This window comes from Clostridium sp. AF34-13, assembly GCF_003477845.1.
In the GTDB taxonomy this organism is placed as follows: domain Bacteria; phylum Bacillota; class Clostridia; order Lachnospirales; family Lachnospiraceae; genus Butyribacter; species Butyribacter intestini.
Genome location: NZ_QUEB01000009.1, coordinates 122224 through 147938, shown reverse-complemented (window position 1 = coordinate 147938; position 25715 = coordinate 122224). Strand labels below are relative to the sequence as shown.

Sequence of the window (25715 nt, the reverse complement as noted above, 5' to 3'; positions counted from 1 at the left end):
TATCATTAATAAAATCCGTGAGCTCTATTATAAGCATTACATATCATATTTGAATTTTTTATCAATATATACATTGCGATAAATGGACCTATTCCGCACAAAAGCAATCCAAAAAGAAGCCATAATAAAACCGTCGTACCATTTTCCTGAAAATTCATTCCATATTTAGGTGCATTTGCTGCAAGTCTGTTTCCAAGTTTGTAATACCAATACCATGAATATATACCACAGGTTATAAATGATAATACGATAAACTGCACTAATCCTGCCGTACTCTGACCGTCACCTTCGCAAGCGATATTTACATCATGTGCCATTTTATATAGAAAATAGTAACCATAAATGCCACAAGTTATAAGGTTAAGAAGTATGTATGAAATCAATCCTCTGTCGTCTTTTAATTTCTCTCCGTTATAATATCCCTGCCCTGAATTTGGATTCGAACCATTAAAACTCTGACGCACCTCATTGATTGCACTTCCCAATTCTTTTTCAGTAGAATTAAACATATCATTTGCAGCCTTTGAAAACGACTCCGCCGATGAAAACTGCGTCCCACAATATGGACAAAACTTTGTATTATCAGGAATCGGTTTTCCGCAATTTTTACAATACATATCATTCCTCCTCATTTTCATTTTTTGATTATTTTTAAAATTTGAAATATAATATTATGCTGTGGTTCAAAAACCACAATATCATTATTTCCGGCTATCATTCTATACAGATATACTGCACAAAATAACAACAAAACAAAACCTGTAAATACTTTATATATTACTGCATTTATTTTGTTTCTCATAAGAAAGACACAAACCATGCACGGTGGAAAAATAAATAATGGATGATAATAGAATGCCTTTTTAAAATCAAATCTCAGACAGGCTAACCATGCTCTCGACATACCACAGCCTGCACAGGATACTCCCGTGATAAATTTAATCGGGCAGGTTATCCCAAAACATTCCAAAAAAATATATAAAATAACAACTGCCACAATAGCTGAAATCATTCCTCTTTTTTCTTTCATTAAACTTTTTACCATCATTGCCATACCAGCCCAAATCAGTATTTATTAATCAACATTTTACATTATATGTTACTGTCTGTTATATTTTGTAATTTTTAGCAAATATTTTGTAACTTTTGACACTTTCACATCAGTAAGCAGGATTTGTAAATCCCATAATATGTGCTCTCTTAAAATCTGAACGATACCAATATGAAGATGATTTATAATATGTATATATTTTTACTTTCCTTGTGGCATTAGTCCCAATGCCTGTATTTCCCTCTGCCATTGTCAATGAATTTCCATTTACTGCTATCACTATGCCTGTATGATCTGGTGTTATATCTTCATCATTATCAATCGCCGCAAAATCCCCAACATTTGGTGTGTAATCATTTACTGTTGAATTTTTATTCATGCTTACACCTGTTCCTGAATTATACCATGACGCAAAACTGTGGTATCTTCCTAATGCATTATAATCTTTAGCCCACAATGATGTAGACGCATATTTTGGTACTATTGAATTTATCTTACTATTTGAATATCCTGCATTTGCCATTGCCGTTCTTGCAATATAATCGGCATAGATAACGCAATATGGTGTAAGATAACTTGCTCCATACCATTTCTGATAAAAGCGTCCCGCTGTTCCCACTGAAGTAACCGCAAGATTGTATATATTCTGTTGAACATTTCCATTTGGGGCAGACGGCTGTTGGATTTGCGGATTTTGTGACACCGTTGACTGCTGCTTGGATTTCAGATTATTTTCAACATCACTGCTTAACGCAAACGCATACTTATAACCGCCTGATACCGGATATTTTATCTGTGTATAATTCCCTTTAGTTCCTAATATCATAACATTATCATTTTTTGCGACATAACCATAATATTTTCCACCGTTTCTTCTGTATGTATTAAATCTGCCATTTGATTTATATGTACTTCCACCGGTAGCCGTCAAAATCCTGTTAGTAGCAATATATCCCGTTTTTGTCCTGTTTTTTGCAATCGGATATGTCACTTTTGAATACTTTCCGGTAACAGTAATAACTTTAATCTCATCGGTCGCATATATCCAGCCATATCCTCTTGTTAATGCAGTATTAGAATACACTCTCGTATTAGAGGTATTTATCGTATAACATTTTCTGGTTGCTGCTCCCGCTTTTTTTGTATTTGTCCCTGCTATAAAAGAACCTGCCAAAATAATAAGTGCAAAACAAATAAATTTTAAATTTTCTCTCATAAACTTCTTCATAAAAACCACCTGTCCTTTCTTTTTTTATAAGAATATATCACGCTCTTTTGCATATCATATAAGTGTTTCCGGTCTTTTCATATATTCTTACTGACCTTTTGTTTGTTAGCGTTAAGGATAGCCGCAATCCGGCTTACTGCCTGCTCATATAAAATAAAGACTTTGCCTACCAATTCCTTAACTTGAATTTAGTATAACAAAGTCTTTATTCAAAAATTTATAATGCTCTTTTTATCAAAAATAATGTAATTTTTGACAAGTCTTTTATTTAATTTTTACTTTTCTTACCGAGCTCCATGCACCAGTATATGTTTTTCCGCCTATCTTTGCAACTTCTCTTATTCTAAAATAAAAAGTTTTCTTTCTCTTAAGCCCTTTTCCTGTCCACTTTCCGTTTTTCAGGTAAGGATATGTCTTTGATGACATTGATTTTTTAAACTTTGAATTATTTGCTGCCTGTATCTGGCATTTAACATTATTATATTTTTGTTTCTTCCATGTACAATTTATTTTCCCTCCGGATAAAGCCTTTACTTTAAATTTGGAAACCTTTCCCGGCAATACGGTAACTTTTACATTCTTCTCCTTACCATAATATTCGTCTGCCTCATCAACAATTATGGTTATAGTTGCTTTTCCACATCCTTTTATACTGACAAGCCCCTCTCTACTTACGGTTACAACTTTTTTATTTGAACATAAATAAGTAACCTCCCCGGTGCCGGTCACTCCCTCATCAATATAAAACTTTGAGTTTCCTATATGCTTAGTCACCGAACTCTTTGCATAAATCTGAGCATCCTCTTTGTCATCATCCGGACTTTCTGTCGGAGTCTGCGTCGGTGGTACAGTTATTTTAGCCGTAGGTATCGGTGTCGCTGTAGGACTTTTGGTCGGCATCACAGTCGGTGCAGGGCTTGGCGTTGCCGTAGGACTTGGTGTCGGCTTTACTGTTGGTGTCGGACTTTGCATTGCCGTAGGTGTCGGACTCGGACTTGCTGTTATTGCCGGTGATGTTGTGGCACAAGTCGGTGTTTTTGTTGGCACAGATGGTGTTTCTGTTGCAACACCTGTTGGCATATCATTTGCATTTGTATTATATTTATTCATCCCTGTTACAGTGAAATATACTTTTATAATATCGCCTTTTTTAACAGGACAGACACCCAGACCATCAATAGATGTTTTTGTGCTGTCAACAAGTGTTAAACAATCATCCTTAACCGGTCCTTTATATATATTTTTAATATTATATCTATAACTATATTCATCACTTGACCCTGCAAAAGACCATCCCCCCTCAGCATTTACTTTATACTTATCTGCTCCGACTGTCACATAAGTAGGCACAAGTTTAAAATCATAATTTAAGGCTCCCTTGTATAAATTCGTTGAAAGTATCATTAAAAATATATTATCAGTATCACTTTCTGCTTCATAACTTATAGAATAACTTCCATCACCTATAACATCAACATTTTTATATTCCCATGTATCCTCAGTCCATTTATCATCTGATACATAGTTAAATCCAACATTAAATCTATCCATATTACCTTTTGTGGCATCTGTTACCGTCCCATCTGATGCGACTGTTCCTGCATAAGACCATAAATTAATATTTGACAAATTTATATGCAAAGCGGGACGCACAGCCTCAACCGTAAAGTTCACATCACCAGAGTTGTAGCAGCCGTAGCCGTTGTACCCTACAAACGACGCACTGTACCCCGCTCCCCCCGGCGTACGCAGCCACCAATTTCCATTGCTAGAATATGAATTATCAGTACTTGTCCATGCCCCGCATTGTTTAGCATATTCCGTATTCTTAACTTCTCTTGTTTTACTGTCAGTTTGATAATTGCTGTTAAAACCATATAATATATTGCTTGCCTCAGAAACTGACAACAGATATACTTTATCCTCTGTATTATTTCCTCCATCTATTCCAGAATATGGATTATCTTCATTTACCACATAAGTCATCTTTATAGCACTCTGCTCTGCCACTGAAAACGCATTGTCTAAGAAATTGTCACTTATAAAACTTTTTTTATCCTTATTTACTGACGCATCATATCCATTAAGCCAGCTTCTTATTGTGCTGTTTTCCCATGTAACATCTGTTCTAGTTTCATTATACGCTTTTGCATCAAGGTTCTGGTCTGCAAGTATAAACGCATCGTCACCGTTTACTGACAGCACACGCCACTTTATCGGCTGCTTTGCATCATTCTCATCTGCTACCCCGTCTCCGTTTGTATCATTCTGCCAGTAATTTCCGAAATATATGCAATCCCAAGTCGATACTCCGCTGCTGTCCGTTGTGGGATTGTTCAAACCATAATTCTGAACATTTTCCTTAGCCATTGTAGGAATATATGATATATTTCCGAAAGCCATAGAACATACCAAAACTGATACTAATAATTTTTTAATTCTATTAATTTTCATATTATAGCACCTCATTTCTAAAATAAATTCAAATAAAAAATATCTGCTAAAACAGTTCTACTCTCTTATTTTAACAGATATTTTTCCTTATAAATTACAATGTAATTATTATCAATTTTTTTGTAAAATAAAGCAGGATTTTGTAATATTTTTAACAATGTCAGACTTAAGCCATTATCTAAATTCCCATATTTTTATCCAACATATTTTTTGATATAGTACAATCCTCTTTTTCCATATTTACTGCTCACATATGAACTCCATGTATAAGTCGTTACTTTTATAGTATTTTTTCCGTCTGAATTTGCATCAGTTACCGTAAAACCTGAATCCGTAACAGCTATTATTGACATTGAATGTTTACTCTGACCTATTCTGTTACTTGTTCTGATGTGAGCACCTACACCTGCGGCAGTTACGGCAGCTTTCATTTTCTGTGCCGTTAATTTTCCCGGTGCAACACGACCTGATACATCTTTAAACTTTCCCGTTGCACTCTTATCATGGCATCCGTACAATTTATATGCTATATATCTCGCATATCCGCAGCACTGGCTTCCTGCCATATAAACCTTTTTTCCGTTTACTTTTGCATAGTAACTGTTTGTATATTTGCCGCCAATTCTGTAATCAGTCATTGCTACTCCATTAACTGTAAGCAGATTTCCTGAAATACTGTATGTACCTGTATTTGTCTGTGTGGTATTATTGTTGCTGTTGACATTGTTGTTTACATTGTTATTTTCTGCTCCACCTTTCAGATAATTATTAACATCTGAAGTAGTTGCAAAGGCATACTTAAATCCTCCTGAAACCGGATATTTTATCTGTGTATAACCACCTCTTGTGCCTAATACCATAACTCTGTCATTTGCTGAAACATAACCATAGTAACTACCGCCATCTCTTTTATATGTATTAAATTTTCCACGGGATGTGTATGTTGTTCCACCTGTTGCCGTAAGTATCGCACCTGTTGAAATATATCCTGTCTTTGTTCTGTTACCTGCCGGATATGATACCTTGGAATATCTTCCTGTTACCGTAATAACTGTTACCTGATCGGTTGGATATATCCATCCATATCCTCTTGTTAATCCTGTATTTGAATACACTCTGGTATTTGAAGTATTAATCGTATAACATTTTCTGGTTGCTGCTCCTGCCTTTTTTACATTAGTTCCTATAGCAAATGAACCTGCTAAAATAATAAGTGCCAAACAAATAAATTTTAAATTTTCTCTCATAAACTTCTTCATAAAAACCACCTGTCCTTTCTTTTTAATAAAAAAATATCATGTCATTTTGCATATTATATAAGCCTTGCTATGCGTAGCTGCTATACCCTTACCTCTTGTTGGTATCAACGGTATTCTCAATCCGCTTTGCTGTTTGCTTATATAAAATAAAGACTTTGTTTACCAATCCTTTATCTTGATTTAAGTATAACAAAGTCTTTTAATAATTTATTTAATTGTATTTTTTAGCAATAATAATGTAACTTTTAGCACTTATTATTTATTGCTTGTTTTATTATAATTATTGTTTTTCTTCTTAACTTTTATTAAAAAATAACGCTTGTTTTAACCCCTTATATATTATTCAATAACAAATTTTTCCTTTGCCGGATATGTTATCGCATATTCAAAAGCAATCTCTTTAACAGACAACGGTTTAACTTTTATATCCCATGTGCATTTGCCTGTAGCTTCATCAAGTACAACATCGTCAATTCTGTTCAACATAACTTCTACTCCATCCACCTGTGAAACCGGTATCCTGTCATAAAGTCGAAGTGCTATTGTGCATTGCAGATTATTTGTGACCTCAAATATATATTTATATCTTCTTATTATTTTTCCCTGCAGCTTTTTGCTGCTCACTTCATCTGCCACTTTCCTGCTGTTGATTTTTACTCCTTTAACGCTGCCCAAATCAATCTTTAAATTTTCTGCCTTGTCAACATTCAGGAAACATCTGCGTACATAATCAGAATCAAGATATATGTCAAGCCAGCCTGAAATCATATCATATTCTTTCAAACCTTTAACATCAACATAAAAATATTCATTTTGTCCTTTTCTTGGAATTGCAAAATAATTTTTAAATATCTCTATTTTTTTCTGCCAGACCGCAACCTCATTTTCACATTTTGGAAGTAATGTCATTTTCCACGGTAATTCAAATTCATGTAATATATCAGAATTGTTTTCTCTTACATTTACCGGAGTCATTTCAAGCATATCTTCTTTAATTCCATGCCCCCTTCTTCTTTCCCCGGAATCATTTGCCGGTAATGCCGTCATTTCCTCCTGCTTATCCACACCAAAATCATCAGTATATAGACTGAATGTATCTCCTGCATCTTGCATTTTCTTTATATATTGCGTATCTAATGCATCTTCAAGAAGATTATACTCATATGTATTAATTCCACTTGATAAAGTAATTTTTACATTATCAAACCTTTCATCAGACTTTTGATTATTAATTTTTGCAAACATAGTCATTGTGGCATATGGTTCATCTGATTTAACATCAATTTTATAATATGGCTCCCATGAAATTCCAAATGTTTCATATCCAATTTCTATGAAATATTCTCCTCCAGGTTCAGCTATCATATCCAATATTAACATCCGTTTTCCTGCATACTTATCAGAACAATCGCTACATTCATCTTCATCATCCATGTTATGAGCAAGTTTATTTATACTATTCACCAGTTGATTTGCTTCATCCAAAAGGTTAGCATACATTTTTTCAATTTTGTCACACTCTTCCTGCGTTTTATCTGTAAAATCAGACTCTAAAATATCTTTCTGCATTTTCTTAACCAGCTCATATCGGCTAAACAAATTATTTTGTTTTTGCTTCCTTGCCAATTCTTCATCACTTGGCAGCCCGGCTGGCTGTTTCATACACCTTACTTCCGATTTAGAATAACAAAGCAAACCTTTTGAAGTTCTTACATTAACATTTCTCGTAGCATCACTTAATTCGATAAGGACATTTGTTCTCTGATTTTTTGGCACAAACTTTCCCCTTTTCAAAATTTTAGCTCTATTTCTGAAAATTTTCACATCCGCATATTCCATCTCAGCAATGCAATCAGTGTCATTAATAAGGTAATCCGTACTGCCCCAATTGGGTACTCCCATTCCCATATCCATTTCATATTCAGGCATTAACCCTGTTTTTACAGCGTCATATTCTTTATCTAAAATTTTCACCGGAGTTTCAACCTCTGTATTGCCCTCATCTTCTATGTCTAATTCCTCATCAATAAATGGATTTACTGTATCCTCGTCATCATCATCATTATCGTTGTCACCTTTAAACTCCATTATTCCGGCACAATATGGACACTTAAGAAACTGTTCCGCATTGTAAAAATGTCCCTTTTTACATCTTCTTAAATTCATGTTGTTTACCCTCCTTATTTTTATTATCTCTGGTCTAATAACAATGATGAGTAATTTAAGTCTTCACCGTCATATTGGTCAAGATTTAAATCAGCCGTACTATAATCACTATTTCCACTCTGCTTCTCCTCAAGTGCCATTTTCTGACCTTGTAATAATTTATCAAAAGCATATGTATCCATATAATACTCACCATCAACTTCATAAATATATGATGCAACTGTTTGGGTATCCTCTCCTTTGTCACCGCTCATTCTAAATGTCATATCTGACTTTATACATCTCTGCAAATTACAGCCCGTTTCTACAACATCTTTCATTGTTTTGTTCAATGTTTCTATTGTATCAACATCTCCGCCATCTTCATCATCATCTTCACTTAAAGCATTGTTTAATTTCTGAACATCAAATTCTTCAAAACTGCTTTGTTCAAAACTTATCTCAACATTACTTCCATACACTTCCTGCAATGTTTTTTTCAATTCATTAAGCTCTTTTTGCATACTGCTTTCATCTTCAGGATATTCAAAATTTTCAATATTTTTATCAGGTGTCAGGTCATTTAGCTCTGTACCGGAATAATCCTGTATGGCTTTTAGATATTTGCTCTGCACATCATATATCTGTGAGTCCTCGTCATAATAATCTTCATCCTGATTTTCTGAATTCTTAAAAGTTAAATCACTATAAGCAAATACTCCTTTTTCCCATGTACTCTCTTTATTATTCAAAAAATGTATACTAGAACTAATCTTATCCAAACTCTCTCCGGCAGTGTATGTACCGGCTATACTATTGTTTTCATACCTAGTCAATTTGCCTTTTTTAATCGTAAAATATATTCCATTATCTACAAATATTTTACTATTCTTAAGTTCAAACTTTATAACATTTCCCTCAAAATCAAAATCTCCTGAATAAGCAATACCTCGTGACATTTTTCCATCCTTGTTAATAAAAATATCATTCTCTCCTAAATCACTAATCCACAATCCCTTAAATTTTTCAATAGTATTACTTTGATTTTTACTTTCATAATTTCCACTATTTACAACTGAACTACCCACACCACATCCTGAAAATGCAAGCATACTACAACATATAATACATAAAAATCTTTTTCTCATATAGTAATTCCTCCTTGTATCTTGTAAATTAAATATCTCGCTGATTCGCTCGGATGAAACAAATTTATTTGTTCCATCCGAGTTTTACCTTTGCGTAAAAAAAGTAAAGACTTTGTATATTAAACTATTATTCCTAATTTAATATAACAAAGTCTTTTTTGAAAAATATTTAATTGTAACTTTTGTCAATAAAAATGTAATTTTTAGCACATAATATAATTATATTTTCAAATATCCAAACAAAAATATTACAATTTTTAATTATCTAATATTTAAATTTACTAAAGCATATGTTCCTGATAATCCCGCATATTCTGATGCTATCTGACAATCTATTTTTAACTGTGATACACCACTTACATCTATTGTCACATTCTTAGGTATCATTTCTGCTTTTAAATCAGTATATTGTGCTAATAATTTTCCATCTCCATATATCAATAATATACAATCGTCTTTATATTTATCATCACAATGACCATATGTAAATGATAACATATTACATTTATTGTCTAAATTATATATTACAGAATTGCTATTTCCATTGCTACTGCTATATATATTATATACCACTGAATTCTGATACATATATCCCGCCATCTGCACTGATTTATTATATTCCACTGCCCCATATGTTTGATATGGTTCTGATATGTCTACCACTCTTGTTCCAGTAGATATACTGACCAGCTCACTTGAATTTTTCTCATGAAATTTTATATTTGACAATCCATATGTTCCTGACAATCCCGCATATCCTGATGCTATTTGACAGTCTATTTTTAACTGTGATACACCACTTACATCTATTGTCACATTTTGTGGCATCATTTCTGCTTTCAAATCAGTATATTGTGCTAATAATTTTCCATCTCCATATACCAGTAATATACAATCATCTCTATACTTTCCATCATAATGACCGTATGTAAATGATAACTTATCGCATTTATTATCTAAATTATATATTACAGAATTGCTATTTCCATTACTACTGCTATATATATTATATACCACTGAATTCTGGTACATATATCCCGCCATCTGTACTGATTTATTATATTCTACTGCTCCATATGTTTGATATGGTTCTGATATATCAACCACCCTTGTTCCCGTAGATATGTCCACTGCTTCATTTGAATTTTTCTCATGAAACTTTATATTTGACAATCCATATGTTCCTGACAAACCCGCATATCCTGATGCTATTTGACAGTCTATTTTTAACTGTGATACACCACTTACATCTATTGTGACATTCCGTGGCATCATTTCTGCTTTCAAATCAGTATATTGTGCTAATAATTTTCCATCTCCATATACCAATAATATACAATCATCTCTATACTTTCCATCATAATGACCGTATGTAAATGATAATTTATCATATTTATTATCTAAATTATATAATACATAGTTACTATTTCCATTGCTACTGCTATATATGTTATAAACCACTGAATTTTGGTAAACATATCCTGCCATCTGCAACGACTTATTATATTCCGCTGCCCCATATGTTTGATATGGTTCTAGTTCTGTATCATTTGTTTTTTCATTTTCTTGTGGTTTATTCGTAGGCTCTGTTTCTCGTGTTGGTTCTACTGTCGGCTCTGGCCTATATGTTGGTTCCGTCGTAGGCTCTGGTTTATGTGTTGATTGTGGTTTTTCTGTCGGTACTATAACAATTTTGTTTCTAACCACTTTTACACTACATCTATAATTTTTATTTTTATATTTAGCAACAACAGCAGTATTGCCTACATTCTTTGCCATAATTTTTCCATTTTTTACTACTGCTACACGCTTATTCAAACTACGCCATTTTACTTTTTTTGTTGCTGCTCCAATCAATCTTACTTTTATCGTCTTTCCTTTTTTCAATGTAACAGACTTTTTACTTAACGTTATATGCTTTTTTGCATCAACATTTTTCAAATTTAAGTTTCCAAATAATATAGAAACCATACAAACAACAACTAATATATTTAATTTGATACTTTTCTTCATATAATTCATATCCTCTCTTTCTCTTTTATAAATTACTTTATTCAATATAAAAAACTTTACTTCAACAAAAATCTTGTTTACTAAATTTTTATCTTAGATTTCAAATATTTATACTTTCTTAAAAGCTAATACTTATAAATACAAACTCTTTTCATTATATTTCTATATAATCAATATAAGACAATATCATCTCCACGAAAAATGCCCTCACAGAAAACAGTTCCATCTTTTGATACGAAATAATATCAACATATTTATAATTTCGTTCCGCATGATTCACAGTAGCCGTCTCTCCATGATTTGTCACCAAGTACTCTACCACATGAAGAACAAAATTTTGGTTTTACCGAATTTTTTGCAGCAGTTACATTTGATATTTTTCGTTCTGACGAATTCATCGACATCATATTCGCTTTGTATTCTGAATCTAAATCTAAATATCTCCTTATGTCATAATATACCCTTACCAAAAAACACCCTATTAAAAATAAATATAATAATGTCCATATAGGTTTTCCATACATTTCCTGTCTCCATACCCTTAATACTGATTTTTCTTGTACATATGCATCAAATACAATCATAATGCTAATAAATCCACCAAAATCCGCCGGAAACTTTAACCATGCAGGTCCATAATCTTTCTTGTGCTGTGGATTAAATATCTTCTTTTCATATTCTTTTTTAGTCATTGAAATTTCCTCCTTAACTTCTGTAAAATCATTAAGTTAAACAGATATTCTCAATCCGCTCTGCTACTTAATCATAACACTATTACTGTTTTGCCTAATATACTTACATAAAATAATAAATAAAGACTCTGTTTACTACATCCTTGTTTTAAATTTAGTATAACAAAGTCTTTTTTAAAAAATATTTAATTGTAACTTTTGTCAATAAAAATGTAATTTTTAGCAATTATATTTTTTATCTATCATTGCAAAATTTTATTCGTCTGTTCCTATTAAAACTTTTTTTCCTTCAAATGCAAATCCATAATGTCTGATATTTTCTTTTTTCACTCCCGCTTTTAACAGCTCTGTATCATATTTCTTTTCTTCTATCTGTTGCAATGCAGATTTTACCGTTTCTTCTAGTGATTTTTCCATCGAATGATTGATAACTTTAAATTCAAGTATCAATCCCGGTAAATTGCTATTTTCTGTATCTCTCGGTATCATCATTACATCGTATCGTCCAAAACCACTCTCTTTATTTGACTTTATTATATAGTCTTCTCTTTTATCGACCATAAGTCCAAGTACAAATCCATGGTAAAAGTTCTCCGGGCGTATTCTTGATTCTTCTTTTCCTGCAACATCAAAACTGCTAAATGTATCAAGTGCTATATCATTCATATAACTGTTCATGGCATAAAGGTCACCCGCAAGCATTGCTTCAATAAAATCACCTGTCATATTAGATCCATTGTCAAACCATTCTTCTATCATTATCTCGAACATTTGCTCAACTTCTTTATTTGTTAATTTTAATGTATAATATCTTTTTCTAAAATCTCCTTCATATCTAATCTTGACAACCCTAAGATAACCACTTGCAAGCAACAGACTCCATACAGCATTTTCTCTCTTTTCAAGCTGATTATAAACTATCTGTTCGTCTATCCTTTTCTCTATAACTCCACCCTCAATAAGTATCTCCATTGTCTTTTTAAGATTTGGTGACCCTGTCTTTACTAACTTATTTACAAGTCCATTTGAACTGGAGTCTGCCCAATATGAACCAAACTTTCTTGCTTTAATAAAATTAAGTATCGACCACGGATTATATATATCATTTTTGTTTCCAAAAGTAAATCCATCATACCACTCTTTTACGCTTTGCTTTTTTTCTGACAATTCATATTTATCAAGTGCTAAAAACACTTCTTCTTCAGTAAAACCAAAATCTGTTTCATACTGTTCAGATGTTGTAGTCACTACCAACAGATTATTCAAATCCGAAAATATACTTTCCTTGGACACTCTCGTAATACCTGTCATTATCGCCCTTTCAAGATATGGGTTTGTCTTAAATGTATAGTTAAAAAAACTTCTTGTAAATGCAACAATCTCATCCCAATATCCATTTACATATGCTTCCTGCATTGGTGTATCGTATTCATCCAAAAGGATTATTACATTCTTTTTATAGTATCTGTTTAAAAAACATGAAAGATTGTTAATAGCTCTATATATGGTCTCACTTGAGATATTTTTATTTGCATTTATATCTTTTGAATACTCATCTAATTTCTTAAAGAAATTTTTTTCTGCTTCAGACAAAATATCACTCTCCAAAAGATACGCATGACTCTTATAGGTTTCGTTTATAATAGCAACCATATCATTCTTAGCATCTCTAAAAGTATTAGACTTTATCCCCGCAAAACTCATAAATATAACCGGATATGTTCCCTGAATTTCACGATACTTTTTTTCTTTCCAAATATCCAGTCCCTCAAACAACTCTCCCCTGTCCTTATATTCAACTGAAAAGAAACATTTTAGCATATCCATGTTTAATGTTTTTCCAAAACGGCGTGGTCTTGTTATTAGCGTAACATCATCCTGATTTTCCCACCATTCTTTTATAAACATCGTCTTATCTATATAAAAACAATCATTTTCAATTATCTTATCAAATCTCTGTTTTCCGATACCTACTACTTTCGCCATACAGACACCCCCAAAAAATAAAATTTTTCACGCATTTGTTATTATTCACACATCATCACTTTGCTAATTATATTAGCATTTTGATAATAGAAAGTAAAGAAAAAGAGCCTGTACTTTTATATTAGATTTTAAAATTTTGATACTCTGTCATAATCTAATACTTATAAATACAAACTCTTTTCATTATATTTCTATATAATCAATATAAGACAATATCATCTCCAAGAAAAATGCCCTCACAGAAAACATTTCCATCTTTTGATACGAAATAATATTATCTCTCTTTAATAACTTTATAAATTAAATATTATTTCTTCTTATATTTCTTTATACTTGAAGCCATTATAGCATATCTTTCGCAGTAATATCCGGATGCCGCTCCCATAAATTCTCCTTTTACTGTAACTTTTTTTCCTACATACTTTGACATATTTGCCTTTAAATATGCGCATTGAATCATTATTCTTTTTTCACTTGACTTCTTTTCCCAAATTGAACATTTACACTTTATTTTTTTATTTAAAATCAAGTCATAATTCAATATCTTTTTTCCATTACCTGCTATAGCATGATGTTTTACCACTTTTCCGGTTAAAGTCACTATTTTAAGCTTATCACCGTCATATATCTTAGCTTCGGCACATTGAGTTTTTCCCATAACTCCAGTAAACAACACTGTAATTAACACAATATAATTTAGTATATTCTTTAGATTTTTCAATTTTTCTTCTCCTCCCTCTTTACAAATACAAACCACGGTTATCTTCCGTATTTTTATATAATTTTATTTTTGTGTACTTTTTAGCCTTAAGCATCTTCTTTAGTGCCGCCTTATATTTTTTATAACTTGTTTCCTTTCCATTTATCTTATAGGATGTATAATATATAGTCATTCCGTAAATTTTTTCTTTATGTTTTGCCTGTTTTTTATATGACTTATCGTCCGTTCCTGAATACCCCACCTTTTTAACTGTTTTTCCGTTATTTTTAATTTTATAATATGTCCCCCAATATACACCTGTATGTGCATCGTCGACTAATATAATTTTTGATTTTTTATACCATTCAAATCCATGACATAATAAGACTTTTTTTACCTTACCTTTTACATATCTAAATATTTTTACACTCCCGTCAGCCCAGCAGGCTTCTGGATTTTCTACAACCAGTTCTTTTATTCCATCCCCGTTTAAATCAATGCACGCAAATTTATAATTTTTTGTTTTGTTGACATCAGGGGCACTGGAATAATCCTCTCTCCACTTATGTTTTTCTTTACTTAACAGCTTTCTATAGGCAGTTATGGCTTTTTTATTTGTATCTTTTGCATATGTCTTTACAGTTTTTATATTAATTCCCGTTATCATAAGTGCTGCAATCAATATAAGTGATAATATTTTTTTACTTTTCTTCATTGTCAAAATTCCTCCTTTTATCTTTCATTATCAATACCTTACGCATAATTCTTTATAAGCCATTTAATTCTGCTTTTTGTCTGTTTCGTGAGTGATAAATTATATATCATTGTATAACCACTCCCACCTTTCCAGTCTGCTGCAGCTTTTTTTGCCGTTTTATCTCTTTTCTTTATCCATTTCAATTCTGATGCAACTAATTTTTTTACCTTATTATTCGGCATTGCTTTTTTTATCTTGTTATAATCTTTGTTTAATTCCTTATTCCACAATTTATACTCCTCGCCAGAGTCCTTATTCATTTCATATTGCGAACTAGAATATGTAAATTTCTTTTTGCATTTCTTTTCCAGCTTATTATAACTTTTCGTATAACTTAATTTCGTTCCTGCATATGTTTTTACTGCTGAAAAATTAATTCCTGTAAACATAACTGCACTTGCTAATATAATGGATAGTACCTTATGTGATTTCATATTCATGTTTTTCTCCTCTCTGTCTAATCTTTCTTTTCTTAGGTTTCACATTTATAATACTTTTTTCTAAAAATTTAATACCGCCAATATTTTTCAGGTATCTTTTTTACCCATCCCGTCATTGCTTTCTTTTGTTTGCCGTTATATTTGCAGCTATATATTTTATTTTTCCAATCACTTTCACGGACTACATAGTAATATATTTTGTTATTCTCAAAACTAAGTAAACCGCCATCACATACTTTCTTTTTTCCGGTTCCATTTAACTTAAAAACATTAATCGGATAATTACCTGCATCTCCTGCATTTGTGCTTGTAACTACATGATTTCCATCAACCAATACATTCGCAACTACTGATGTCATATATTTTTTTCGTTTCTTTTTTAAATCGTAAGCATATAATTTTATACCATCAGCTTCCATGTCTATTCCACAATATAAATACCTTCCACTACATCCACATACAATATAAGATTTTCCCGATATGATTTTCGTATATTTACCTGTTTTAATATCATATTTATAAATACAATTTTTAGTTTCATACGACGATATTTTTTTAACAACTGCAGAATAATAAATAATTTTTCCGTTTGTTGTAAAATCAGTAGTCGTATTTTTTGCAATGGTCTTTTTCACTCCGTTTTTCTTCATTATGATTTTATATTTATATGTTCCTGCTTCTTCATATTGTTTTGCCACAACAGAAATCCCTTTAATAGTTGTATTTCTATTTACACCTCGTTCAGTTACATATTTATCTTTTGCATCAGCATTTTTGCTCACTCCTAAAAATGCCATTACCATAAACAACATTATTATAATCTTTGTAATTTTTTTATTCATATATATGAATCCCTTTCGTTTTTATCCATTTAGCGTCCTATTAAAATTTCCATTACAATCTGTACTGAATATCTGATACCTGCCTTTGCATATCCGCTAATATAAAATTTGTTACAAGGCTGTTAGCAACTGTCATTCTTTCATAGTCCTCACGCTTTTCCTGATTTCTTTCTATTGCAAGTAAATGATTTATATTATCCATTCTGCTTCTCTCTGCTATCTCATTACTTTCAGACAACAATGCTATCTGTTCTCGCTGGTTTTCAAGTGCCTCATTCATTTTTCCAATAACACTCTTTAATTGTTCAATTATTTTTTCAAGCAACATCGTCTGTATTATTTTATCCAAATCATCCTCTCTTGAAGTTGAAAAATAATCATATAAATATGCTATCGGATATATGTTCCTAAAACGGCTCGGTATTATATTTATATCATATAAATCTTTACTTAACTCTGCTGCTTCTTTTCTTCTCTTAACCAAGTATTGTCTTTGCTGTTCCAGTGCCGCTCCTCTTTCCTGATACTGCCTTACTATCCAATTATAATTCTTCTTAAAATCTGACAATTCCTGCCCGTATTTGTTCATATTCTGTTTATATTCTTCTTTTATATTTTTATTATATTTATAAACATCATATAATATAGAAAAAGCAATCCAAAATAAAATTGCATTAATAATAAAGAAAATAACAAGTAAAGTATATTTTCCAAATAATGTCATTATTCCAGTTATAATCGTTTCAAAAATTCCAGTTACTTCTTTATTTATACAATTATAGATATATATATTTATAACAAGTGCTATAATTGCAACGACAACAACCATTATACCTCCATCCTCCGAATAAGAGGCTTTATTTTCCATCTGTGGTTTTTGTGGCGGTGTTATATGATTTAGCTCATAATTGTTTCTCTTAATATCGTTTTCCACTTCGCTTATTTCATTATTCAATCTGTTTCCAACACACTCGATATAATATACATCTCTAAGATATGGAACTAAAAAATCTCTCTTGTATCTCGCCATACTTCTCCTCCATTTAGTACATATTTTCTAATGTGATTTAACAAACACTCCCACCCACATTAATTTTAGTCTCTCTTGTATTACACTGCTAATTTACAAACAAATGGTCTCTCTTTTTGTAATAAACATTATTTGCTGAGACCATTGCAGAACAAAATATTACACACATACCAATGTCTATCGTATATTGCGTTATAATATCACCACCAAAATCTGTGCCCACTATAATCATTGCCAAAATCTTGGCTAAGCAATTTAATGCTGCAACTACAATTATAGAAACCAAGTATTTTTTCCAAGCGTTTTTCTTTTTTTGAAGCATTTCTCTCCATATATAAACAAGAAATACACTCAAAATAACATTTAAAATCACAAATACTATATCTATAATTTTTGCACTAGGATAAAATCCATAAAATATATATTGCTCTCCACCTTCATCAAACATTTCTATGATAGTTCTTGCAGCATTTCCTAAATTAATAAGTATTGAAAGCAAAAATCCTGCATAGACCAAGAAATTATGCCATTTCATCGGCAGCTCCTGCTGTCCGTTATTCATATACATATTTACATTTGGATTTATCTGCTGCCCCCGCTGCGGATATTGTCCGTTGTTTATATACATATTCCCATTTGGGTTTATCTGCTGTCCCTGCTGCGGATACTGTCCATTGTTTATTTGCATATTTCCGTTTGGATTTATCTGCTGTTGCTGATACGGTTGCTGCTGGTACAGCTGTTTCTGTCCGTTGCTCATTTGCATATTTCCGTTTGGATTTATCTGCTGTTGCTGATACGGTTGCTGCTGGTACGGCTGTTTCTGTCCGTTGCTCATTTGCATATTTCCGTTTGGGTTTATCTGCCGTCCCTGCTTCGGATACTGTCCATTGTTTATTTGCATATTTCCGTTCGGATTTTGATACGGCGGCTGCTGGTATGGCTGTTTCTGTCCGTTATTCATTTGCATATTTCCGTTTAGATTTCCCGATTGTCCCTGCTGTGGGAACTGTTGCTGCTGATACGGCGGCTGTCCCTGCTGTCGGTTTTGATTATTCATAATGTTATTATAATTTCCTACCTGTATTTTTTTTGCCGACTCAATTCCTAATCTGCTGCCACAATTAACACAAAATCTTGCACTTTTTTCATTTTCATATCCACATTTTAAACATCTCATGTTTTATTACCTCCTTTTATCTTATGAATAGGCATTTTGAAACTATCATAAAACTTGATTAAATTGTGCAGATATAACACAACATATAATTATTTTCACAATCACCTATATCTTATGAAAATAATCCACTTAAAAGCCACCCACCTATACCGCTTATTGAATCTGATATTGCCTGCTGGATAAAATAACCTAAAATCTTTCCAACTATCAGACTTACTATAAACAATACAATGTGCATTACCAGTATCTCATACAGTTTTACAGATGGCTCTCTTTCAAGTACTTCAAAATATCCGTATAAAAAGATAAAGTTTGTAAACATAACTATAGGTATCACAAGCAACATTACTATCAGCATTATTATTGCTCCAATATCTGAATTAAATATCTTTGCGACATACATCATTGCTATAAAAAATATTATATATGCTGTGAAAAGTATTACTCCAGCCAATGTCTTTACGGCTATTACCGCATAGGTCTGTATGAAAGTTATATTTTCATGGAACAGATATTTGCTCACGACAAACATTACTCCTGCAACAAGCAGCCCCCACAAAAACATCCCAATCAGTATCAGTATGGCATATTTCATTACACTATTGAGCATATCTTGAAATACACTTCCAAATATCTGATCCTCTAAATTTGCTCCTATTATCGCACACGCTATAAGCAGTTCAATCAATAAGACAAACATTGATATGCCTGATATTATAAGCGACTCAGCTATTGAGTTTGAATTTCCAAGATTTTTTACGGCATTTAACGGTGACCTGAATATATCTACTGCTGTAGACAATATTCTTTTTCCAATTCCCGATGCCATCTGGGAGATATTACCCTGATTTCCATTTGGCTGCGGCACCTTATTCCAACCGGAATAACCTCCGTTTATCGGCTGTTGTCCCGGATACCCTCCCGGATAATCTCCGTTTATCGGCTGCTGTCCAGGTGCTCCTCCCGGATAATTTCCGTTTATCTGCTGCTGTCCCGGATACCCTCCCGGATAATCTCCGTTTATCGGCTGCTGTCCCGGTGCTCCTCCCGGATAGTTTCCTCTTATCGGCTGTTGTCCCGGTGCTCCTCCCGGATAGTTTCCTCTTATCGGCTGCTGTCCCGGTACTTCTCCCGGATAATTTCCGTTTATCGGCTGCTGTCCCGATACTCCTCCCGGATAGTTTCCTCTTATCGGCTGCTGTCCAGATACTCCCCCAAGATGATTTCCGTTTATCGGCTGCTGTCCCGGTACTCCTCCCTGATTATTTATTTTCCGATTCTGTTCTTTTTGTTTCTGCATATAATACTGTTTTCTTAACTGTTCCTGTTCTTTTGCGAACTCAATCTCACGCTTTTTGCTCTGCTCGCAGTTACATTTCTCACCGTTTTTTAATTGCTTTCCGCAATATCTGCAAAATGCCATTTTTATCTCTCCTTTCCGTTTGCCGTTCATCGCTGCCATGCTGTCAGCAATGATTACATTCACTCTTTTTCTTATGTTTATCTAAGCTTATACAGGTTGTCCTCATTTCCCATATACAGCTCCTCTGCTGATGAAAGATAATATTCCTTTTCTCTTTCAAGCCTTGCTCCGTTTCCTAGAAATGTTCCATTTTTTGAATAATCCACTACGCGATACTTATTTAATGCTCCTACATATGTTATCTCGCAATGCTTTCTACTCACCTGTGCATCTGTTATCGCATATGTGCATTGTGTCGCATCCCTGCCAAATATCACCTTTTGGTCACTTGGCAGAGGTATCAGCTTTCCGATATGCGTTCCTCTTATACATATCAAACCTCCCTGTTTATCCTCAGATAAAGCAAGGCTTCTTGTCACCTGCATTGTCAATATGTCATTTTTCAATTCAATCCCCCCTATAATATTTTTTTGATTTCTTCCTGATAGCGTCTGCTTATCGGTAATACACTTTCACCTACTTTTATCTCTGTTCTCGAACTTCCCGTTATATATTTTTTGTTTACCAGATAACTCTGATGACACCTTACAAATCCATACTGTTTAAGCATTTCTTCAAGCTCGTTCATTTTGGCATAAAAGCTTATACTCTCGCCTTTCTGGTATATTTTTATTTTTCTTTTTTCGCCTTCAAAATAATAGACTTTATCAAGAAGTATCTGCTCTTTTTTTCCATTTACTGATATATGCAGGCAGTTTGTGCATTTCGACCGTTCTGTCATGTACCTGCCTATTTCATCATCTAGACGCTTTTTGTCTACAGGCTTTAATATGTATGAAAATGCCTTATAAGTATATCCGTCAAATATATGCTCCGCAGATACAGTTATAAATATAATATCCACATCAACATTGTTTTCCCGTATATATTTTGCAGTATTCAATCCGTCATATTCCGGCATATTTATGTCTAAAAGCAGCAGGTCAATGTCAAATTCTTCTTTTTCTATATCATCAACCACCTGTTTTCCCGACATATAATGTACTACCTGTGCATCGTCATAAGAAAATATTGAATGTATCACTAAATCATGTATCTTTTCTCTATACTCTCTGTCATCATCACATATTCCTATCCGTAACATATCCTACCTCATACTTCACCCTGACTGTTCATCCTCCGCACCAGTTTTTTTGCGTTACCATCCACACTGTAAATGTGAACAATAATGCTTTGCTTTTGCGGCTGATAACTTTATCCCAGTTTTATTGCTTCATGTCTTCCTGCCATATACAATATTGTTCCCGGTGCAACACTTACATACTGACCTTTTATTGCTTTTGTTCCATCCGAAAATTCAATTCCATTTGATGAATAATCTATAACATAATATCTTTGCTCTGTACCGTTATATCTTATTCCACAATGTCTTCTGCTTATCTTCGGATAACTAAATACAAGTGTCGCACACTTCGGATCTCTGCCGAGTATCACTTCATCTCCGTCATTCATCACAAGTTCAGAAGAACTGTATTCTCCCTCCATTCCATATAAACATCCAGATTTTGGAATCATGCCCGGTGTAGGTTTATATCCTCCCGGCTCTGGCTCTGCACCAGTGCCTATATCTTCACCTGCTACTGTCATATCTCCTGCATAATTTTCTGATACAAAATCCTCTGGTGGCATTCCCGTCATATAATGCTTTCCATCTTCACCAACATAACCATCCGGATTTGGTGTCGGCGGTGTAAAAATTTGATTTTTTCCATCATCATGCTGTGGCGGCATCGGCGGGTCATATGGATATTGTGGATTTATCGGCTGTGGCGGTATCGGTGGTATCGGAAAATCCCATTCTTCCTCTGACTCCTCCTTTTCCATTTCAGGTTTTAATGCCGTCATAAAGAGTATTCCTGCTACAATGAGAAACACTCCTGCCAAAAGTGTTACATATACACCTGCTCCCGTGCAGTTGCTCATTATTTTTGACACGGCATATTTGCCTACACCGTCTATATCAAACAATCTTGCATCGACAAGCGTGATACTTTTTACATAATCGTCTATCTTGTCCCATATCATTCCCGGTATCATAAATGAATAGATAAGCCTTACAACAATTGTCACTACTCCCGTGGCTATCATCATTATCTGGTTTGTCTTTCCTGTGACAGCAATGACTATAAGCGATGCTACTGCCAAAAGTACAGGAATTAACAATAATATTGCCATAATCTTAAATACATTCTTTACATCACTGTCACTAAGCTTTTTTGCCGATTTTTTAGTGGAATTGCTTTTTTTAGCCGTCGATTTTTTTGCCTTATTTTTACTTTTTGAACTTTTCTTTTTCGTTGTTGTCTTTTTGGTTGATTTCTTTGTTGACTTCTTTGAAGATTTTTTCACCTTTGCCGATGCTTTCTGTGCCGAGAGAATACCTGTATTTTGGGCACTCTTACTGCCTGATTTTTTTTCACCGGCTTTTTTTGTTATTCCCTCTATATCGTCAATCTCATCATCAGCAGTAAAGAGCCATTTGACTAACATTATCTGTGAGATAGAACTTCCTTTGTCTTTCTTATCAATCTTATCATCAAATTCTTTTACCTTATCATCCCATTTACTTGTATTTTCTTTGTATTTGTCTATGACTTTTTTATCAACCTGTGCCTTTTTTGCTGTTTTTGAGTCCTCGTCTTTTGCATACTTATTTATCTGTACTGCCGTTTTCAGATATTTTTCTCCCGAAATGCTCATTGACGGCAAAAACAGTGATATTATTATGATTATCATAAAAACAGCACCGACACACATCTGCCATTTAAAACCTTTTTTCTCCATGTGTACCTCCTAACTCAATTCATCAATTCTTTCTAACACCGTATATGACTCCTGTATCCTCTTTGTCCTATCAAGTTCCATGCAGTCACACGCCAGTTTTATCCACTTTTTTCTGTCACGGAGCTTAAATCTGTGTTCTACTTTTATCTTATCTGTTCCGCTTTCAAGTCTTTTTATCACATCCGGTGCTTTCTCTAATGTAAGACAATGATACATTGTCGCACCGACGGCATATATGTCCGTCCATGTCCCCTCGTTGCCTGCCTTGCCCGATTTTGCCGTCTGATATTGTTCAGGAGCGGCATAATCCGGCTTTAAGAATGACGCCGTAAATGTCATTTTCTTATCATATATATACTTTGCCGCCCCCATATCTATAAGAACAATCTCACCGTTTTTCTTCCTTATTATGTTTGCAGGTGATATGTCGCAATGTATCATTTTCCTTTCGTGCATATTAGAAAGTGCTTTTAATACCGGAACAAATATCTCTTTTATCTCCTGCGTATCATACAATTTATTTTTTCTCTTTCTAAGCTCTCTGCCTATGCTCTCACCCTGTATGTACTCCATTACCATGTATGCAGTATCATTTTCAAAAAAGGCATCGGTTACCGTCACGATATTTTCAGTGTGTATAAATTTAGCTGTCATTTTTATCTCACTGACAAAGGATTTAAGTCCGTATTTAAACGGCTCAACCATGCCCGAATGTCTTATTGATACATAATTTTGTTCTCTCTGAACCCACTGTTTAGGAAAATATTCCTTAACGGCTACATTTCTCAAAAGATTTATATCCTTTGCAAGATAAGTAATTCCAAATCCGCCAATCCCTACGATACCTAATATCTGATACCTGTCATTTAAAAGAGTATCCGCAGGCAATATATCATTTTTATCTGTATTTCCATTGTCAATATGGGATATTATGTCTTTTTCGCCCCAGACATTTTCTTTTATGCAAAGCTCATCTTCCTTAATATCAGTTCTGTCTGCCGAAATACATAAAACTTTCCTGTCAAGCACAATCCCTGCCGACAATATCTTAAAATCAATGTCATTTTCTTTCGATAAGACTGCTATATCCGAAAGAGCCATGTCGCTGTCATCATTAAGCACGAGCAAAAAGCATTTTATCTCCAGCACACTGTCCCATGCTCTCCATATCGTATATGTATCGCTTTGACTGAAACGGCATCCCAAAAGCCATCTCTTTTCTATGACCGCACCCTGACACCATTTTTGAACTTCCCTCTTTATGGTTTTGTTGTCAAATCCACATATACTGCATACCGTGGCATCGTCGGGCAGTTCCTCAAAGCATCCCATACAAATCTTTGTCTTTTCCATATCAATCCTCACTGTGCTGTTTTAAATATTGCATTGCTGCTTCTTCTCTTGTAATATCAGGTATTGGCATTATCTCAGGCATTGTCTTTTGCCTCACTGCCTCGGCAGTCGGTTTTTGCGGCTTTTCTCCCGGCAGATACTCATGATAAAGTTCATAATACAACTCTGCCATTGACTGGTATCTGTCCTCTATCTGCACATTAAGACCTTTTAATATAGCATTTGCCTGATAATCTTCTATTTCTATATTGAACATATTAAGAGGTATTGTCTTATCTTCTGCGACACGCTCATAAGCCTTTTGCAATTTTATCCCCGTCAGCAGATAATACATTGTGGCACAAAGACTATACACATCTGTCCACGGTCCCTGATTTCCGTTTCTGTCATACTGCTCTATAGGTGCATAACCGTGTTTCAGAAAAATGGACGTCTCCTGACCTACTCCACTGTGTTTTGCAGCTCCGAAGTCTATCAGTTTTGCCTTAAATTTGTCATTGAGCATAATATTGTCAGGACTTATATCCCTATGTATCACGCCCTCCTTATGCACGGTGTTCAATGCCTTAATCACATCTTTTAAAAGTTCAAACAATATATAACTCTGTAAAACTCCACCTGAACTTTTTGCAAACTGCCTGAAATTTATCCCGTCTATATATTCCATTACTATATATGCCGTCTTGTTTCCGTAAAAGAAATCCCTTACGGAAACTATTCCCGGCATACCGTAAAATTTCGAGAGTGTTTCTGCTTCTTTTATATATCCCTTAAGACCGCCAAGATAAGCAGCTTTTTTTGTATTGACCGTAAACACATCCATACTGTATGTACTGTATTCCGTGGAATAGGTTGTCGTCTGCTCTCTCTTTGCCACACCTTTTGGAAAATATTCTTTTATACATACCTTTTTGCTCTGGTAAAAATCCCATCCTATATAGGTAATGCCAAAACCACCTATTCCTATAACTTTTCCGACAAGATATTTGCCGTTGAGTATCTCGTACGGTGGCATACCATTTTCCGGCTGTTGATAATCTTTTAATGAAAATCCGCATTTTGGACATGGCACACCGGTGTTTTCCAATAACTCCATACATCCCATACAAAGCCTGTTGGGGTCAACAAGTGTTTTGTCCATTTTTACCACCTCCTTCTATATTTAAAGAT

General features: G+C 33.7%; 22 protein-coding genes. All 22 read right to left on the bottom strand.

Features of this window, described 5'->3' with window-relative positions:
- Window positions 1–5: 5 nt before the first annotated feature.
- The 22 genes from DWZ63_RS09315 to DWZ63_RS09210 all read right to left on the bottom strand — a co-directional run bounded on the left by DWZ63_RS09315 (window position 6) and on the right by DWZ63_RS09210 (window position 25686).
- Window positions 6–617: a DUF4234 domain-containing protein gene (locus DWZ63_RS09315; RefSeq protein ID WP_055944355.1), complete on the bottom strand. Its 612-nt coding sequence runs from the start codon at window positions 615–617 to the stop codon at window positions 6–8.
- A 17-nt stretch (window positions 618–634) separates the two neighbouring features.
- The gene (locus tag DWZ63_RS09310) at window positions 635–1030 is read right to left on the bottom strand and encodes a DUF2752 domain-containing protein (protein ID WP_243020557.1); all 396 of its coding nucleotides are present in this window, start codon (window positions 1028–1030) and stop codon (window positions 635–637) included.
- Between the two features lie 130 nt (window positions 1031–1160).
- Complete coding sequence (locus DWZ63_RS09305) at window positions 1161–2279, bottom strand: CHAP domain-containing protein (protein ID WP_118499645.1); 1119 nt, start codon at window positions 2277–2279, stop codon at window positions 1161–1163.
- Window positions 2280–2543: 264 nt separating this feature from the next.
- On the bottom strand, window positions 2544–4733 hold the full coding sequence (locus tag DWZ63_RS09300) for a DUF6273 domain-containing protein (protein WP_118499643.1): 2190 nt from the start codon (window positions 4731–4733) through the stop codon (window positions 2544–2546).
- Between the two features lie 194 nt (window positions 4734–4927).
- The gene (locus DWZ63_RS09295; protein WP_118499641.1) at window positions 4928–5992 is read right to left on the bottom strand and encodes a hypothetical protein; all 1065 of its coding nucleotides are present in this window, start codon (window positions 5990–5992) and stop codon (window positions 4928–4930) included.
- A 339-nt stretch (window positions 5993–6331) separates the two neighbouring features.
- Window positions 6332–8158: a DUF4139 domain-containing protein gene (locus tag DWZ63_RS09290; protein ID WP_118499639.1), complete on the bottom strand. Its 1827-nt coding sequence runs from the start codon at window positions 8156–8158 to the stop codon at window positions 6332–6334.
- 23 nt (window positions 8159–8181) lie between these two features.
- Window positions 8182–9285: a hypothetical protein gene (locus DWZ63_RS09285; RefSeq protein ID WP_055944374.1), complete on the bottom strand. Its 1104-nt coding sequence runs from the start codon at window positions 9283–9285 to the stop codon at window positions 8182–8184.
- A 261-nt stretch (window positions 9286–9546) separates the two neighbouring features.
- Complete coding sequence (locus DWZ63_RS09280) at window positions 9547–11298, bottom strand: NPCBM/NEW2 domain-containing protein (protein ID WP_182431479.1); 1752 nt, start codon at window positions 11296–11298, stop codon at window positions 9547–9549.
- A 254-nt stretch (window positions 11299–11552) separates the two neighbouring features.
- Complete coding sequence (locus DWZ63_RS09275) at window positions 11553–11990, bottom strand: hypothetical protein (protein ID WP_118499635.1); 438 nt, start codon at window positions 11988–11990, stop codon at window positions 11553–11555.
- Window positions 11991–12245: 255 nt separating this feature from the next.
- Window positions 12246–13976, bottom strand: coding sequence for an AAA family ATPase (locus DWZ63_RS09270; RefSeq protein WP_118499634.1), 1731 nt, complete (start codon window positions 13974–13976; stop codon window positions 12246–12248).
- A 307-nt stretch (window positions 13977–14283) separates the two neighbouring features.
- Complete coding sequence (locus DWZ63_RS09265) at window positions 14284–14697, bottom strand: hypothetical protein (protein ID WP_147353215.1); 414 nt, start codon at window positions 14695–14697, stop codon at window positions 14284–14286.
- A gap of 19 nt (window positions 14698–14716) precedes the next feature.
- The gene (locus DWZ63_RS09260; RefSeq protein ID WP_118499630.1) at window positions 14717–15391 is read right to left on the bottom strand and encodes a hypothetical protein; all 675 of its coding nucleotides are present in this window, start codon (window positions 15389–15391) and stop codon (window positions 14717–14719) included.
- Between the two features lie 38 nt (window positions 15392–15429).
- The gene (locus DWZ63_RS09255; protein ID WP_118499628.1) at window positions 15430–15873 is read right to left on the bottom strand and encodes a lysozyme inhibitor LprI family protein; all 444 of its coding nucleotides are present in this window, start codon (window positions 15871–15873) and stop codon (window positions 15430–15432) included.
- Between the two features lie 68 nt (window positions 15874–15941).
- The gene (locus DWZ63_RS09250) at window positions 15942–16715 is read right to left on the bottom strand and encodes a hypothetical protein (RefSeq protein ID WP_118499626.1); all 774 of its coding nucleotides are present in this window, start codon (window positions 16713–16715) and stop codon (window positions 15942–15944) included.
- Between the two features lie 52 nt (window positions 16716–16767).
- Entirely contained in the window at window positions 16768–17745 is a 978-nt protein-coding gene (locus DWZ63_RS09245; protein WP_118499624.1) for a hypothetical protein, read from the bottom strand.
- A gap of 88 nt (window positions 17746–17833) precedes the next feature.
- Window positions 17834–18925, bottom strand: a complete 1092-nt coding sequence (locus DWZ63_RS09240) for a zinc ribbon domain-containing protein (protein WP_118499622.1) — start codon at window positions 18923–18925, stop codon at window positions 17834–17836.
- A 112-nt stretch (window positions 18926–19037) separates the two neighbouring features.
- Window positions 19038–20348, bottom strand: coding sequence for a hypothetical protein (locus tag DWZ63_RS09235; protein ID WP_118499621.1), 1311 nt, complete (start codon window positions 20346–20348; stop codon window positions 19038–19040).
- A gap of 77 nt (window positions 20349–20425) precedes the next feature.
- Window positions 20426–20794: an FHA domain-containing protein gene (locus DWZ63_RS09230; RefSeq protein WP_022013546.1), complete on the bottom strand. Its 369-nt coding sequence runs from the start codon at window positions 20792–20794 to the stop codon at window positions 20426–20428.
- Between the two features lie 11 nt (window positions 20795–20805).
- Window positions 20806–21492 carry a LytTR family DNA-binding domain-containing protein gene (locus DWZ63_RS09225; RefSeq protein WP_022013545.1) on the bottom strand — a complete coding sequence of 229 codons (687 nt, stop codon included), beginning with the start codon at window positions 21490–21492 and terminating at the stop codon, window positions 20806–20808.
- A 110-nt stretch (window positions 21493–21602) separates the two neighbouring features.
- Complete coding sequence (locus tag DWZ63_RS09220) at window positions 21603–23192, bottom strand: FHA domain-containing protein (protein WP_118499619.1); 1590 nt, start codon at window positions 23190–23192, stop codon at window positions 21603–21605.
- Between the two features lie 9 nt (window positions 23193–23201).
- Entirely contained in the window at window positions 23202–24545 is a 1344-nt protein-coding gene (locus DWZ63_RS09215; protein ID WP_118499617.1) for a serine/threonine-protein kinase, read from the bottom strand.
- 1 nt (window position 24546) lies between these two features.
- Window positions 24547–25686, bottom strand: coding sequence for a serine/threonine-protein kinase (locus DWZ63_RS09210; RefSeq protein WP_118499615.1), 1140 nt, complete (start codon window positions 25684–25686; stop codon window positions 24547–24549).
- Between the last annotated feature and the right edge of the window lie 29 nt (window positions 25687–25715).